Raw genomic sequence first — 14,053 nt, forward strand, 5'->3', positions numbered from 1 at the left:
CTTTAGCTTATTTGAGGGTATTGGGGCATGAAGGCCAATTATTTCCATCCGCTTACCGTTTCGCGCAGTACAAAAGAAACCGATGACGCCGTAGTGCTGAGTTTTGAGGTCCCTTCAGAGCTTGCTGCCACATTTACATACCGCCCAGGTCAATACTTAACTCTGCGCGCTGAAATCGACGGAGAGCCTATACAGCGCTCTTATTCAATATGCTCGGGTATAAACGATAAAAGTATGAAAATCGCTATTAAGCGAGTTGAAGGCGGAAAATTTTCTAACTTTGCTAATGACCAGCTTGCGGAGGGCACAACGCTAGAAATTATGCCGCCGCAGGGTAGTTTTAGTGTGGCCCTAGATCCAGCGAAAGCGAGCAATTATCTTTTTATTGCGTCTGGGAGTGGTATTACCCCGGTGTTGTCGAATATTAAGTCGGTACTAGAAGTAGAGCCTGAAAGCCGAGTTACGCTTTTGTACGGTAATCAGCGCACGAACACCATGATGTTTCGCACCGCGCTAAGCTTCCTGAAAAATCGGTTTATGACCCGCTTTCACTGGGTGAATATATTGAGTCGTGAAGATCAAGGTGTCGATCTGCTTAACGGCCGTCTTGATAACGCCAAAGGCGCGGCCTTAAGCAAACGCTTACTGCCACTTGGTCAGTTCGATAGTTATTATATTTGTGGTCCAGAGTCGATGATCTCTGAGGTGTCTAGGGGGCTGCGTGGTTTTGGCGTTGCAGACGATAATATTCACTTTGAACTATTTGGCTCTTCGGCCGAAGATGCCGATACAGTGGTTAAAAAGCATCACGCTCGGGCTAAAACCTATGCGGGTAAAACCAGTGAGGTGACGATCATTGCCGACGGTCGGGCTAGTAGCTTTGACCTTGCTGCTGACGGCGAGAATATATTAGATGCCGGTATGAATAACGGAATAGACCTGCCATACAGTTGCAAGGGTGGGGTTTGCTCCACCTGCAAAGCGCATCTTGTAGAGGGCGAGGTAGATCAAGATATTACCCATGGTCTAGATGCGTCAGATGTTGAGCGTGGCTTTATTCTTACCTGCCAGGCGCATCCAATAAGCGACAGGGTGGTTGTTAGCTTTGACGAGAAATAATTAAGTTCGCGACGCCCAAATGGGGCTAGTCGCTATTTCGATTATTAGACCGATATTGGGCGCATCACCTTTTTAAGTATTGGGTCATGCGCCTTTTTTATTTAAGGCTATTGGGGATTGTTAATGCAAAGTACCGTTGAATTATCGCCACAACAGTTAGCAGAATCTTGTGCGGCGCTAATGTATGAGCGCGATTTAGCAACGCGCGCGCTGGGAATGGTGATAGACACGATAGTACCTGGCGAAGCAGTGCTCAGTATGATCGTTAGCGATGTGATGATACAGGGCCACGATAGCTGTCATGGCGGGTATATTTTTACACTCGCCGACTCAGCGTTTGCGTTTGCCTGTAATACTTATAATGCAGTGACTGTTGGGCAAGCTTGCACAATCGACTATATTGCACCGGCTAAACTTGGGGATCGATTAACTGCTACAGCAAAGGAGCTATCACGGGGCAAGCGGACAGGGGTATACGATGTCAGTATTGTAAATCAGCGAGCCGAGCTGCTAGCAACATTCCGTGGGCGCTCCTATCAAGTACAGGGTGTATTGATGGACGGGCGCGAATTGCAAAGCAAAGCCGCTGAGTACCTAGCCAAGGCCCAGCTAAAGCCTAGTTAAGGCGGAATAAGATGCTATACAGAAAAATAGCGCGCTTCACTTGACAGACAATAATAAGTAATCATAATGGTTACAAATACATTGTCTGATTAAAATTATGAGCAATACCCGATTTGCAGTAGCGGTACATGTACTAACTGTTATTAGCTTGGATGAGACGCGACCAATCTCGTCCCAGTTGATTGCATCCAGCGTGGGTACTAATGCGGCGCTAATTCGACGCCTGCTTATTAGCTTAAACGATGCGAAAATTACAAGCTCTGAGCGTGGCGCCAGTGGCGGCGTCCGTCTTGCTCGACCTGCCAGCAGTATCACTTTGTTCGATGTATGGCGGGCCGTAGACGAGGAAGGGCAGTTGTTTCGGGTGCACCCAACGTCTAATCCCCAGTGTCCTGTAGGTCGTAATATTGAAGGGCTTTTAGGAGGAGTGCTTTCGAGTACACAATGCATGGTTGAGGCCGTTCTCGGAAAAGTAACGATTAGAGATTTGGTGGCGAAAGTAGAGATAGCGGGCTAGTCCCGCTAAAAAATTTGCACATTAATGTAACAGTTTTTGTTACATTAATAAGGATTTACTTACTAAAATCATTTTTTGGTGAGTATTTATGGGCGCGTTTAGCGTGTGAGATGAAAGTTAAGAGGACTGAAATATGAATATTCGTGAAGCCAAGGTCGTAGACTTACTTAAAGCGATAGAGACAAAAGATACGGATGCAATGAGCCTTATCGATGACAAGGCTTATATTCAACATAATCTCTATGTGCCTGATGGCCCCGCAGGATTTCGTGGGCTGGTGGCGTCACTGCCAGATGGTCTGGCTAAAGTGTCAACAAAGCGGGTATTTCAAGATGGAGACTACGTTGTTGCCCATAGTGAGATAGATATTGGCGGCGCAAAAGCGGTTTTTGATATATTTCGATTTGAGGGTGATTACGTAGTTGAGCATTGGGATAACGCACAGCCACTTATGCCAGCTAATCCCAGCGGTCGCAGCCTACTGGACGGCCCCGTTGAGATCGTAGATATAGATTGTACTGCTGCCAATAAATTAGTGGCCCGCGCATTTGTAGAAAATATTTTGATGGTGGGAGACTTGTCTAGGGCGGAGGAATTTGTCAGTGCCCAAACCTATATTCAGCATCACCCCATGGTTAGAGACGGTTTGGATGGTCTTGCAGAAGCCTTTGGTCAGTGGGCAGAAGAAGGCGTAGAGGTAGCCTATAGCAAAGTGCATATGGTGCTAGGTAAAGGCAACTTTGCGCTGGTCGCTTCTGGTGGGCGCTTCAATGGTAATGACGTTGCCTTTTATGACATGTTCCGTTTAGCCGACGGAAAAATAGTTGAGCACTGGGACGTGGTCGAAGAGATTCCAGCGCGGGATGCATGGCAAAATAATAACGGGAAATTCTAAGGAGAAATTTAGTTAGGGGGTAGCGCATTATCGAATGCAAACCATAGGAGCTCTGCGTGCAGAAGCTATAAAGCGGACTTTCGTCCAGAGCGTGTTACAGAGGGCGTTTCCCCAAATTCTTCTAAGTAAAATTTGCTAAAATTTCCGAAGTGGTAGAATCCACAGCGCATTGCTATTTCGGAAATCTTAATTCCAACATTTTCACGTCGTGAAAAAACAAGGAGCTCTCGGGCTCTTCTCAAGCGAAGCCTTCTTAAGTAGAGTATTGGGGTCGAACACTCATACTGCTCAAACCCTTTTTGAAGGGAGCGAGCGCTAATACAAACGTGGTTGGCAATATCTTGAACGGTGATTTTTTTTGAGTAGTTTTCTTCCATGAATTCTTTGGCTTTAACGATTACCTTTGGAAGTACTCTGTACTTTATTTTTTCAATATCCTCAACATGGCTGTGGCTTCCAGATAGCAAGGATAGAGCTAGAACTCTTTCAATATTTTTAAACATTTCGGAGTTGTTTTGTAAGTCGCTTAAATATGGGTTGTTTATAACAAAATTATTTAACATAATGGAGAACTTATCTAGATTACTTTTTTCCCCATCTGTGCAGTTGAATGCGACGGCAAGTTTCGCTTCTACCCCGTAAGATTCCAGCAGAGTGCGATCGATCAGATTTTTATCTAATTTAAATATTATATTTTCACAATCATTAGACCATTGCATGTCAATATTCTTATCTGTGTCTAATATTACGGGATTTCCGGCCGAGGCGGTTTTTTCTATATTATTCTGGCGAATGTTAAAATGACCGCTAACTGGTAGCATTACCAAATAGAAATTTTGGAACGGTTCAGATTGTATGTGGATGTTTGCGTTGTAAGCTAATCGACTTAAGGATGTTTCAGAAATTGAGCGGTGCTCCATATTTGCGGATAGCAGATCGGACGTGCGGCACAAATTAAGCCTGTGTGGTTGATAGACTGATCCTACCAAAGAGCAGGCTTCATCAGGGTCAACGCTGTTTTTAAAAACAGTATCCATTATCAGATTAAAATTTTTATTCATAAAAATAAATAGTCATTGTGATCAATAAGCAGAGAGTAAAATAAATTTCCATTAAAGGGTGCCTTTTATTGAGCCTAAGGTTGTAAAATTTATTTTGGAATTTTTTTTGCCTGCCCTAGATACATGTAGCCCATTATCTTTGGGAATCCATCCATGTAGCATGTTTCTACTTCAATAACATCAAAGCCGGAAGAAGCTATCAATTCTTGAATAGGCCGGTTAAGATGACAGCCACCGGCAATCTTTTTCCATGTAGGTGTTACCCGTTGCTGCCATTTTGCAATATCAGTTTCCGGAGATTTGCCGTGCTCGCAAAATAATAATATTCCATCTTCCTTTAGAACTCGATGCATTTTCTGTAGAGCTTTAGCGCTATTAGAGATGCTGCATAGAGTATAGCAGAGCAGAATAGTGTCAACGCTATTGTTTTCTAAGGGGATTTCTTCCCCAGGAAGATCTAACCACTTTACGTTGACTGGGGACTTGTTAATATTATGTTGCGCTTTATGTCGCATTCCATTTGAGGGCTCGAGTCCCCAGACAAAATCGACGGTACTAGGGTTGTATAGATGTAAATTAATACCGCTGCCGATTCCAACTTCGAGTACTATACCTCGAGCTAATGGAACCACTCGCTCTCTCAAACTCATGACTGAATTTTGACTACAGAGTTTATCTAAAATGTGTGGTAAAACTTTATCGTCATAAAAGCTCATGGTTAATCCTATTATGTAATTTTTTTATTAACTAGAGGTCAGATATAAATTGTAGTATCCAATTAAGTATATGGCTTAATCAAAAACTTCATCGAGCAGGGCGCTCATCATCGCCGCTATCTTTGGCGTACTTAGTTCGCCCTAGGATATACTGCCGTACGCTTTCTATGTCTGCGTCACTCAGCTCATCCTTGTAAGACACCATGCCTCTAGATTCTAAGATTCCATCTCTAACAACTGAAAGCCATGCGTTAGGTGCCCTGTTAAATCCAGAATATCTGAGGTCTGGGATTACACCGCCACCAACAGCTCCTGCGCCATGGCAATTAATACAATACCGGTCGTAAATCTCAAACCCTTTCGTAATTGCGGCTGGGTCACCTAGCTGTGTAGAGGGTTGTATCTTCAAGGTGGCTCGTTTATCGTCGGGTAAATTGGTGTTGCCTCCAATTTTGAAAACCAATAGGCGGCTTTTATTAACTGGGTAGCCTTGCGCGGCATCCTGAGTTAAAACACCAGTCATAAGTGGCATGATCCCCCCCCACCCGGCGTTCACTGCGATATATTGTCGGCCGTTTACTTTGAACGTCACCGGAGGCGCAACAACACCGGTCTGAGCATTAAAGCGCCATAATAGATGACCATTTTTTGAGTTGTAAGCGTTTACATAACCCGTAGCAGATCCTTGAAATACTAAACCTCCTTTTGTAGCTAAAACGCCACCATTCCAAACACCAGGATACTCTACTTGCCAAAGATCTTCGCCGGTAAGAACGTTGCGGGCAAGTAGCGAGCCAGATGTAGCATCTTTTACTGCAGCTATAACCTTTGGGTCGTCTGGTAAATTAGCCGCTTTCGTATCTACACCGAGATTTACCGCCAGTTTAGAAGGGCTTTGTTCGTCTTCCGCCAAGTAAGGGAAAGAAGTATTTTGGGCTGGGATATAAAGTGTATTTGAATTGGGGTCGAAAGCCATTGGGTGCCAATTATGACCTCCCATCCAGGACGGTTTAACCAGAGCAGGCTTGCCAGTTTTCCAATATTGAGCGTCTGGGTTTATAACCGGGCGCCCGGTGGATTTATCAATATGTGATGCCCAATTAACGTCAACAAATTTCTCTGCTGAAATCAATTTCCCATTGGTTCGATCTAAGACATATAGGAATCCGTTTTTAGGCGCTTGAATTGCGACTTTTCGATCTAAACCGTCAATATTAATATTAGCTAGTACAATTGGCTGGGTTGCTGTGAAGTCCCACGCCTCTCCTGGAGTAGTTTGATAGTGCCACTTATATTTTCCGGTATCAGCGTTGACAGAAACTATAGAGGATAAAAATAAATTGTCACCTCCGCCGGGCGACCGGATATTCGGGTTCCACGGTGAGCCATTGCCAACGCCAAAGAGTAGGCTATTTGTATCGGGGTCATAGACGATAGTATCCCAAACAGTCCCTCCTTTTTCTAATGGACTGTTACTTTTTGACCAGGTTTCATCCATTAAAGCTTGTGGTTCTGTACCTGTTTCATGGCTTTTTGTGCCAGGGACAGTGTAAAAACGCCACACTAGATCCCCTGAGTTTATGTCGTAAGCTGTGATGTATCCCCGTACACCATATTCTGCGCCCCCATTACCTATGAATACTTTCCCATTTGCAACTCTTGGGGCTCCAGTGATAGTGTAGTTCAAAGAGCTATCTACAGTATTCACACTCCAGCGCATGCTACCGGTTTCCGCATCAAGCGCTATAAGTCTGCCATCTAATGTCGCTAGATAGACTCCCCCGTCGTGGTAGGCCAAGCCCCTTGTTACCGCGTCGCAACATCCTTTAACTCCTGTGGACTTAGGAACTTTGGGATCATATTCCCAAAGTACTTCGCCAGTTTCGGCTAAGAAAGCATGAACATGATTCCATGCAGACGTAGTATAAATAACACCATCGATCACAATTGGTGTGGCTTCTTGCCCTCGATTTTCTGGTAGATCTTGGTACCATGCGAGTCCAAGCTTAGAAATATTATCGGTATTAATATCCGATAGTACCGAATAGCGCTGTTCGTAAGCGTCGTTTCCGTGCATTGGCCAGTCAATAGATTCAATCTCAGTGCCAGTGCTAGCAGGTTTCGCACTAGTGCGATTGTCTCTGCCTGTGCCTGTGCCTGTGCCTGTGCAGCCACAAAATAATGTAATTCCTATAGCCACAATTGCATGATTTAATTTATTATTAATATTCATTGTGAATTATTTTCACTCCATATTTTCAAAATCGGATTTCGGTGCGCTACACTCATAACAAGTCCAAGATTCAGGGATGTCATCCCATTTTGTACCCGCCACTATGCCATCGTCAGGAATGCCGATTTCTTCGTCATATATAAAGCCGCATACAATGCATTCGTATTTTTTTAACATTAAAAATAGTTCCTAATCTTCTATTTTTTTGAAATCTGGTTTGTCGCGCACTGCGCAGGAGGGGCAAGCCCAGTCGGTGGGAATGTCGATCCACTTAGTGCCTGCGGGAAATCCTTCAAATTCATCTCCAGAATCTTCGCTGTAGATGTAGCCACAGCCTGGACAGATATATTTATTCATCATTACCTCACTTAGCGTATTTTCTTATTAAGGCATCGCGCTTCTTTGGGTCTAGGTTTGCTTTCAAAATATCGCCGTTATATTGTTCTAAAACTCTGTGATCCATCACTTTGCGCCATAAGAAAGGTAGGTAGGCCATTGTGAAGCACCCCGCATACCCTGTTGGTAGCTGTGGGGCATCGTCACTTCGAAGGACTTGATATCGACGAGTAGGGCGTGAGTGATGATCTGAGTGCCGCTGTAGATGAAATGTCATAATATTAGATACAATATGATCTGCATTCCACGAGTGCTCTGGGCGAGTCCGCTCAAATCTTCCGTCTTCCTGTTTTTGTCGCAATAAGCCGTAATGCTCAATATAGTTTGACGTAGAAAGGAATTGCCATCCCCACAATGTTGATATCAGGATGAATGGAAGTATTACTGGTCCCCATGCGTAAAGTGCGCCGCCATACAGAAGAAATGTAATGGAAAACGATTGAAGAATTTGATTTTCAATACTAAATACTGACTTTCCTTTTCTTTTTAGTCTTATATTCTCATCATGAAATGCTCGTGCAAATGCGCCGGGAATCTCTCTAAGAATGAATTTATATAACGACTCACCCAGCCTAGCTGAAGCTGGATCGTCAGGAGTGGCGACATCTTTATGGTGACCTCTATTATGCTCTGCAGAAAAATGGCCGTACGCTGGAACAGCTAATACCAATTTGGCCAAATTCTTTTCTTGTCGATTATTCTTGTGACCTAGCTCATGCCCAACTACCAACGCAAGTCCATTTGTCAAAGCTACGCCGATAGTGACACCTAAGTAGGCTGTAGTGCTATTGGCAACAGTAGCTAGCCACCAAGCAGAATATATCCAGGTCACATAAAAAAGCGGCACGGAAAGGAATACGAGCCATTTATAAAACGCATCGTTCTCAATCTCGTTTGATCTGCTTTCTCGGTAATTTGCATCATCCCTACCAAATACAAGGTCCCCTAGTGGGATAAATACATACCAAAGAATAGGGGTAAGCCATGGGAATAATGGGTTACCCGTAGCTTCGTATATTTTTATACCGATGATCGGTGACACTGCTACCAACAGTGGAAGCCACCATAGGTATCGTTTGGAGTCCTTATTCTTTATTTTTTCAACGTGGTTATAAGTATTATATTGAGCCATTACAATTACCGCCTACTAACTAATTTATTTTAGTAGGCGTATCGTAGTATGAACGGGAAATGCATATATATCCCGTTTGCGTATCTCCTATCCATATAACGAATTAATGTTTCATTACGATCTGAGATAAACGGGCTTTTTCATTGAGTTATATTGCCCCTACCGGGTAATATTTATATCTTGATTTTGTTCTTGGATCAGTTAAGCGTAATATTTGAATGGGGGGGGTATCGGGTAAGGCTTGAGATATTAACTGTTAGGGACGGTCCGCAAAATCGCTTTGTTTTCGCAAAACATGAATTTTCACGTCCATTAAACTACGAAACAGAAAATTCCGCCTCTCGTTATGGCCTGTAAGCTGCATTTTTCCTGCTTACATGCGCTGTTCCCCGGGAGGTGGGTGGGCTCCCGTTCTCGACTTTCGGGTAGTATTTCCATAGATTTTTCTCTTGCTTTACCCGCGGAATCTGTGCATCCATTTTTTCAAGGAACCGCTCGCGGCGGGTTTGCGATTTTTATTTTGGTATTCCGCTTCGGCAAAGGTGAATTGGCTCATATACTATTCCGAGTAAAATGGATGATGCCGGCATTATCGCAAATTTTTGGGGTTATGCAGATGATATGGACACCGCCCTCCCTGAATCGGCATCTAAGTGCCATAGTTGAGTTTCGACAATCAACTAGCAGAGAGGACGGTGTTATGAATGAGGTTAGCGTAATTGGTTTAGATCTGGCAAAGCATGTTTTCCAGGTTCATGGCATAACAGCCAACGGGGAAGTAGCTATAAGGAAAACCCTGCGGCGCTCACAGCTACTTTCATTTTTTGCCAATTGCCCCCCTTGCTTGATGGGCATGGAGGCCTGCGGAGGTGCGCATTACTGGTTACGAGAAATTCGCCGACTGGGACATGAGGTCAAAATGATGGCGCCCGCGTTTGTTAAGCCCTATCTCAAAGCCAACAAAAATGACCGCAATGATGCGGAGGCAATTTGCGAAGCCATACAGCGACCCTCAATGCGTTTTGTGGCTGAGAAGTCCCCTGAGCAACAATCGGTGCTGCATTTACACCATTCGCGCCGCCTGCTGGTGAAACAGCGGGTGGCCGTGAGCAACCACCTGCGAGGGCTGTTATCTGAGTACGGTATTGTCCTTGCTCAAGGAGAGCGTGTGTTACTTCGGCAATTGCCGAGTTTGCTGGAAGACGGTGACAATGGGCTGCCGATGCTGACTCGTCACACAGTAGCAACACTCAGAACGCAGTACCTTCAACTGGTGGAGCAGATTCATGATTTGGAGGTATACCTGCAGGCTTGGCATAAGCAGGCAGAGCAGAGCCAGCGTTTAGCCAGCATTCCTGGTGTGGGCTTGCAGACAGCCACGGCACTGGCTGCGACAGTCGGTGATGGCCAAAGCTTCCGCAATGGACGGCAACTGGCAGCGTACCTAGGATTGGTGCCTCGACAGCATTCCTCTGGCGGTAAGCCTCGTTTACTGGGAATCAGTAAGCGAGGGGATAGCTACCTTCGAGGGTTGCTCATCCATGGTGCCAGAGCCGTGATTCGGCATATCCGCCGACGGTTAGCGCTGGGGCAGCCTGGCGGCAATCCTTGGGTGGAGCAATTATTGCTGCGCTGTCACCCCAATGAAGGGGCTGTGGCGCTGGCGAATAAAATGGCAAGGATTGCCTGGGTATTGCTGAGCAGGAACGAGTGTTATCACGCTACAGCAAAATAAAGAAGCAAGGGTTAACAAGGGCTAAAAGAGAGAAGTACAGCCAACGATTGCACAGGTAAAGACAATGACAGTACGGTCGAACCGCGGCGGGTCAAACCCGAGGAATCTCTTGAGGAAAGACCTCGATGTGCAGATAGGGCCCTGTCGGCAAATATCATTGGGGCCAGAGCGCTGAATGCTCATCAATAGGCCGGATGTAAGACTGCATTCGATTTATATTGTCAGAACCCTTTACTTGGCAAACGGGCGGTGTCCATGTAAGAGATTCCTTAGGTTTTAGGCTGGGTATTTGGCATTAGTAGATATGGTTGGTCATCATTGTAACCCCGCATGTTGGAGGTAAAGATGAAAATTGCTTTTTGCTAACTGCGTGTTTAAATTTAATCGGAGTGTTTGATTTTAATCAAAAGGCTAAAGAGTAGGCCAAGTTCAAATAGCATGATCATCGGTACCGCGAGTAATGCCTGAGATATGATGTCGGGTGGTGTCAAAACCATTCCAACTACAAAACAGGCCAATATAATATACGGTCGTTTTTCACTTAATGCTTTTCTGCTTGTTATACCACTGGTAATGAGCAGTACCGTAGCAATAGGAATTTCGAAGGTAAGGCCAAAAGCCAGAAATAGCTTAAGCACGGTATTGAGATAGAGTGATATGTCGGGGGTGTAAGAAACGCCTGTCGGTGTAGCGCTGCTAAAAAAGCTAAATACGAGCGGAAATACTACGTAAAAAGCAAAGGCTATGCCAATATAAAATAGCAATACGCTGGAAATTAGCAGTGGAATACCGAGGTGTTGTTCCTTTCGGTATAGCCCTGGTGATATAAATCCCCAGAGCTGATATAGAAAAACCGGCATTGACAACGCGAAGGCTGTGCATAGCACAAGCTTCAGTGGTGCCATAAAGGTCGACGTAACCTCAGTTGCAATCATACTTCCACCTTCCGGTAGGTATTGCAAAAGTGGGTCGGCAATGAGGCTGTAAATATCTTGTGAAAACGGCATTAAGCACAATGTAGATATAAGCATTGCGACGAGAAAACGTAAAAGCCGATCACGCAGTTCTGTTAAATGCGCGGTAAGGTTAGTAGCCTTGTCACTCTCCGCGTTGGCAATCATAACTCTCGTACTTCATTATTTGCCGAACGTGAGTTGTCGCCTGTGGCGATCTCAGTGCTTGCGTCAGGTTCGCTATTAATAGCTTTATGAAAATTCTGTTTTAACGCGGCAAGATCGTCATCGATTCGGTATATTGCGTCACTTTTCAGCTTGGTACGTATTTCTGTGGCGTTGATTTCATCTTCAATCTCAAAGCGCAACTTGTTAAAGCCACGCTTCAATCGGCCAACATAAAGCGACCCCGTCCTGATTGCGCCAGGCAACCGTTCTGGGCCGAGAACCAGCAAGCCGACTATCCCGACGACCAGTAATTCAAGAAAGCTCATATCGAACATGATCGATTATGCTCGATTTTCTATTGGGCTGGTGCTTGCCTGGTCTGCTTCGCTTTTGCTCTCTTTTAATGAGGCAGTTGACGGTTTCTCTTCACTGTCTTGTGCCAATTGTTGATCTAGGCCCTTCATGCCGTCTTTAAACCCGCGTAATGCGCTGCCTAAGTCGCTACCTAGGTTACCGAGTTTTTTAGTGCCAAACAGCAATACGATGATGGCCAAAATGATAAGCAGTTGCCAAATACTGATTCCGCCGATACCCATAAATTACCTCTATATATAGCAGTGAATTACGTGCAGGAATTCAACTGCTAGCCACAAATCGATACGATTTTGCGGTGGCTAGCAATCGAAGGCTGGTGCTTTTTGTCACTATAGCCCGCCGCCGGGAAGTATGCTTAATCCCGGTAACTCTGTGAGCGGGAGGCTATCGAAATAGGGAGAAATGATGCCGATGGCCTGCGTGCCCAAGGGGACTACTGGGCCGACAAGTAAATTTGCTCCGGGTAAGTCCACTAGTATTGGCAGTAAGGTAGTGGAAACCTCGCTAATAGCAGATGGCCCAGCGATTGTGAATGCATCGCTGATCATCGGTAGTTCGCCAATCGGGATGGAATTTAGTGTGGTGCTCAGGTCGCTGGCTAGGTTTGTAATGAGAGAAAACTGCGCGTTTGCCGTAGTGGCTAGGCTGGCAAGAAAAGCGCTTGCGACGATTTTTGGGATTTGTTTCATTATTTTGATGCTCCTGTTGTTGGTTTGTTTTCGATTTGTAATGGCTAAACCACGTAGTTCTGTGCTGAATAACCTTTTAGTATTTAGATGCGTGAGTACTAGATTTTTACCGTGACATGTGGCTTTAGCGGTCGTGACGCATTCTTGATCCTAGCTTAAGAGCTTTGCTTGATATTTTGAATTTAACACATAATGACACAATTTTATCTATTGTCTACTAATTTATGTGTTGTATTGGTGGTGTCTGGATTTTAAGGAAGTAGTTGTAGTCTTTCGATAATATGGATTTATAAATCAGCATTCTATGATGTATAAATCTATATGACTTAACTATTAAAAGGTTATTAGCTAGCAGCAAAAATCGTTCCGACTGTTGCTCGTTTCGTTATAGAATTGGCGAGTAGAGGGCAATAGGCTCAGCTCAAACTTGGTCTGATCTTCACGAAATTGATATTTAGGTATGCAAGTGAATGAACGTAAAGAGCCTCCGATCGCTCTGGTGAGTACATGGATTAATTTATTAATGTCGAGCGAAGACAAAGACGTTAAAGATCGCGCGTCCGAGATGTTGTTAAATGCTTTTGGTGATATGAAGGCTGCATCCGAATTTGTGGAAAAACACCAAATAGTGATCAAGTCCAAGTGATCATGTTGCCGCAGAGTCGCGAGTTCAAGGCGTATAGGTTTTAACAGCCTGTTTGGAGTTGGCATTTAGCTCCAATTACGTAATTTATTTCCACTCGAGTTTTGTAAATGTAGATCCCGAACGCTGACGTCGGGTCGGGTGACTCGAAGAGTATAGGCATTTAGTGGTGTCCTGAAGCCTTCCTTGAGAGGTAAGTTGTAAAACTTTAATAAAACTCACTTGCCTGCCTGAGCTTTTGCATCATGTTCTGCGCTAAGGGTAAGGTCAGCTCGCTAGGGAAGTAAGTGTAAGCCTCGATTTGTGACGGTATCCATGCGGCGATCTTGTCGATAGTATTGCCATCGCCTCCCAGCACCAATTCGATCAGCGTGTCTAAATAGTCTCTCGGTCCTTGCCTCAAAACCAACAGGTAGATCGACCGTGCAATGCAGTGTAGCTCACGCTCAGTAAGGGCTCTCGCTGGAATAAAGCTTGGCTGTAGCGGTAACTCGGTTATTACGCCAATGGCCACTTCTAGCCGTATGTCATCGAGGTGTTGAGTCAGTACCTCGGACGCGTATTCCATTAGCATGTCAGCACGCCCGACTTCGATGTGGGCGAAGCGAGACATTAGCCATGATTGTACGGCTTGTTCATTATTCGACTCGCGGCCAGTACCGAGAATAGCGACTAAATCATCGTTGTAGCAGGTCGAAAGACGGCTGTTGATTATTTTTGCTAGTGAGCGGGCAGTCTCTTTGGTCAATGTGTTCATAGCGTCTCCTGTTGGCGTATAGCGCCATCATCTTTGTTTC

General features: G+C 44.9%; 17 protein-coding genes. 6 read left to right on the forward strand and 11 right to left on the reverse strand.

The window, feature by feature from the left end; all coding sequences use genetic code 11:
* Window positions 1-27 precede the first annotated feature (27 nt).
* The 4 genes from paaE (at window position 28) to AZF00_RS02900 (ending at window position 3,155) form a co-directional block, all read left to right on the forward strand.
* Window positions 28-1,119, forward strand: coding sequence for a 1,2-phenylacetyl-CoA epoxidase subunit PaaE (paaE, locus tag AZF00_RS02885; RefSeq protein WP_008248050.1), 1,092 nt, complete (start codon window positions 28-30; stop codon window positions 1,117-1,119).
* Window positions 1,120-1,242: 123 nt separating this feature from the next.
* The gene (gene paaI / locus AZF00_RS02890) at window positions 1,243-1,743 is read left to right on the forward strand and encodes a hydroxyphenylacetyl-CoA thioesterase PaaI (RefSeq protein ID WP_008248049.1); all 501 of its coding nucleotides are present in this window, start codon (window positions 1,243-1,245) and stop codon (window positions 1,741-1,743) included.
* Window positions 1,744-1,840: 97 nt separating this feature from the next.
* Complete coding sequence (locus AZF00_RS02895; protein ID WP_008248048.1) at window positions 1,841-2,260, forward strand: Rrf2 family transcriptional regulator; 420 nt, start codon at window positions 1,841-1,843, stop codon at window positions 2,258-2,260.
* 133 nt (window positions 2,261-2,393) lie between these two features.
* Window positions 2,394-3,155, forward strand: a complete 762-nt coding sequence (locus AZF00_RS02900; RefSeq protein WP_008248046.1) for a nuclear transport factor 2 family protein — start codon at window positions 2,394-2,396, stop codon at window positions 3,153-3,155.
* 65 nt (window positions 3,156-3,220) lie between these two features.
* On the opposite strand, the gene AZF00_RS02905 is transcribed toward AZF00_RS02900, so the two are convergent.
* The 6 genes from AZF00_RS02905 to AZF00_RS02930 form a co-directional block, all read right to left on the reverse strand.
* Window positions 3,221-4,216 (reverse strand): AraC family transcriptional regulator, encoded by a 996-nt coding sequence (locus tag AZF00_RS02905; RefSeq protein ID WP_008248043.1) that lies wholly within the window; start codon window positions 4,214-4,216, stop codon window positions 3,221-3,223.
* A gap of 89 nt (window positions 4,217-4,305) precedes the next feature.
* On the reverse strand, window positions 4,306-4,932 hold the full coding sequence (locus AZF00_RS02910; RefSeq protein WP_008248042.1) for a class I SAM-dependent methyltransferase: 627 nt from the start codon (window positions 4,930-4,932) through the stop codon (window positions 4,306-4,308).
* Between the two features lie 88 nt (window positions 4,933-5,020).
* On the reverse strand, window positions 5,021-7,165 hold the full coding sequence (locus AZF00_RS02915; RefSeq protein WP_008248041.1) for a PQQ-dependent dehydrogenase, methanol/ethanol family: 2,145 nt from the start codon (window positions 7,163-7,165) through the stop codon (window positions 5,021-5,023).
* 12 nt (window positions 7,166-7,177) lie between these two features.
* Window positions 7,178-7,342, reverse strand: a complete 165-nt coding sequence (locus tag AZF00_RS19560) for a rubredoxin (protein WP_008248040.1) — start codon at window positions 7,340-7,342, stop codon at window positions 7,178-7,180.
* Window positions 7,343-7,354: 12 nt separating this feature from the next.
* Window positions 7,355-7,525, reverse strand: coding sequence for a rubredoxin (locus AZF00_RS19565; RefSeq protein ID WP_373088615.1), 171 nt, complete (start codon window positions 7,523-7,525; stop codon window positions 7,355-7,357).
* Between the two features lie 4 nt (window positions 7,526-7,529).
* Entirely contained in the window at window positions 7,530-8,693 is a 1,164-nt protein-coding gene (locus AZF00_RS02930; RefSeq protein ID WP_008248031.1) for an alkane 1-monooxygenase, read from the reverse strand.
* Window positions 8,694-9,393: 700 nt separating this feature from the next.
* On the opposite strand from AZF00_RS02930, the gene AZF00_RS02935 reads away from it, so the two are divergent.
* Complete coding sequence (locus AZF00_RS02935; protein ID WP_008248029.1) at window positions 9,394-10,428, forward strand: IS110 family RNA-guided transposase; 1,035 nt, start codon at window positions 9,394-9,396, stop codon at window positions 10,426-10,428.
* 380 nt (window positions 10,429-10,808) lie between these two features.
* On the opposite strand, the gene tatC is transcribed toward AZF00_RS02935, so the two are convergent.
* The 4 genes from tatC to AZF00_RS02955 form a co-directional block, all read right to left on the reverse strand.
* Window positions 10,809-11,549: a twin-arginine translocase subunit TatC gene (tatC, locus tag AZF00_RS02940; RefSeq protein WP_008248027.1), complete on the reverse strand. Its 741-nt coding sequence runs from the start codon at window positions 11,547-11,549 to the stop codon at window positions 10,809-10,811.
* A complete protein-coding gene (tatB, locus tag AZF00_RS02945; RefSeq protein WP_008248025.1) occupies window positions 11,546-11,884 on the reverse strand; it encodes a Sec-independent protein translocase protein TatB in 339 nt (112 codons plus the stop codon). The genes tatC and tatB overlap by 4 nt, the downstream gene beginning before the upstream one ends.
* Before the next feature lie 6 nt (window positions 11,885-11,890).
* Window positions 11,891-12,145 (reverse strand): twin-arginine translocase TatA/TatE family subunit, encoded by a 255-nt coding sequence (gene tatA, locus AZF00_RS02950; RefSeq protein WP_008248023.1) that lies wholly within the window; start codon window positions 12,143-12,145, stop codon window positions 11,891-11,893.
* A 108-nt stretch (window positions 12,146-12,253) separates the two neighbouring features.
* Window positions 12,254-12,613 carry a hypothetical protein gene (locus AZF00_RS02955; RefSeq protein ID WP_008248020.1) on the reverse strand — a complete coding sequence of 120 codons (360 nt, stop codon included), beginning with the start codon at window positions 12,611-12,613 and terminating at the stop codon, window positions 12,254-12,256.
* Window positions 12,614-13,079: 466 nt separating this feature from the next.
* Between AZF00_RS02955 and AZF00_RS02960 the strand changes: the two genes are divergently transcribed.
* Window positions 13,080-13,259, forward strand: coding sequence for a hypothetical protein (locus AZF00_RS02960; RefSeq protein WP_197465711.1), 180 nt, complete (start codon window positions 13,080-13,082; stop codon window positions 13,257-13,259).
* 205 nt (window positions 13,260-13,464) lie between these two features.
* Here the strand turns inward: AZF00_RS02960 and AZF00_RS02965 are convergent, their stop codons facing one another.
* Window positions 13,465-14,013: a hypothetical protein gene (locus AZF00_RS02965; RefSeq protein WP_008248017.1), complete on the reverse strand. Its 549-nt coding sequence runs from the start codon at window positions 14,011-14,013 to the stop codon at window positions 13,465-13,467.
* Window positions 14,014-14,053: the final 40 nt, after the last annotated feature.

This window comes from Zhongshania aliphaticivorans, from assembly GCF_001586255.1.
Lineage (GTDB): Bacteria > Pseudomonadota > Gammaproteobacteria > Pseudomonadales > Spongiibacteraceae > Spongiibacter > Spongiibacter aliphaticivorans.

Coding starts and splice junctions, on each gene's coding strand:
- paaE (WP_008248050.1), top strand. CDS start 28: ATGAAGGCCAATTATTTCCATCCGCTTACCGTTTCGCGCAGTACAAAA.
- paaI (WP_008248049.1), top strand. CDS start 1,243: ATGCAAAGTACCGTTGAATTATCGCCACAACAGTTAGCAGAATCTTGT.
- AZF00_RS02895 (WP_008248048.1), top strand. CDS start 1,841: ATGAGCAATACCCGATTTGCAGTAGCGGTACATGTACTAACTGTTATT.
- AZF00_RS02900 (WP_008248046.1), top strand. CDS start 2,394: ATGAATATTCGTGAAGCCAAGGTCGTAGACTTACTTAAAGCGATAGAG.
- AZF00_RS02905 (WP_008248043.1), bottom strand. CDS start 4,216: ATGAATAAAAATTTTAATCTGATAATGGATACTGTTTTTAAAAACAGC.
- AZF00_RS02910 (WP_008248042.1), bottom strand. CDS start 4,932: ATGAGCTTTTATGACGATAAAGTTTTACCACACATTTTAGATAAACTC.
- AZF00_RS02915 (WP_008248041.1), bottom strand. CDS start 7,165: ATGAATATTAATAATAAATTAAATCATGCAATTGTGGCTATAGGAATT.
- AZF00_RS19560 (WP_008248040.1), bottom strand. CDS start 7,342: ATGTTAAAAAAATACGAATGCATTGTATGCGGCTTTATATATGACGAA.
- AZF00_RS19565 (WP_373088615.1), bottom strand. CDS start 7,525: ATGATGAATAAATATATCTGTCCAGGCTGTGGCTACATCTACAGCGAA.
- AZF00_RS02930 (WP_008248031.1), bottom strand. CDS start 8,693: ATGGCTCAATATAATACTTATAACCACGTTGAAAAAATAAAGAATAAG.
- AZF00_RS02935 (WP_008248029.1), top strand. CDS start 9,394: ATGAATGAGGTTAGCGTAATTGGTTTAGATCTGGCAAAGCATGTTTTC.
- tatC (WP_008248027.1), bottom strand. CDS start 11,549: ATGATTGCCAACGCGGAGAGTGACAAGGCTACTAACCTTACCGCGCAT.
- tatB (WP_008248025.1), bottom strand. CDS start 11,884: ATGTTCGATATGAGCTTTCTTGAATTACTGGTCGTCGGGATAGTCGGC.
- tatA (WP_008248023.1), bottom strand. CDS start 12,145: ATGGGTATCGGCGGAATCAGTATTTGGCAACTGCTTATCATTTTGGCC.
- AZF00_RS02955 (WP_008248020.1), bottom strand. CDS start 12,613: ATGAAACAAATCCCAAAAATCGTCGCAAGCGCTTTTCTTGCCAGCCTA.
- AZF00_RS02965 (WP_008248017.1), bottom strand. CDS start 14,013: ATGAACACATTGACCAAAGAGACTGCCCGCTCACTAGCAAAAATAATC.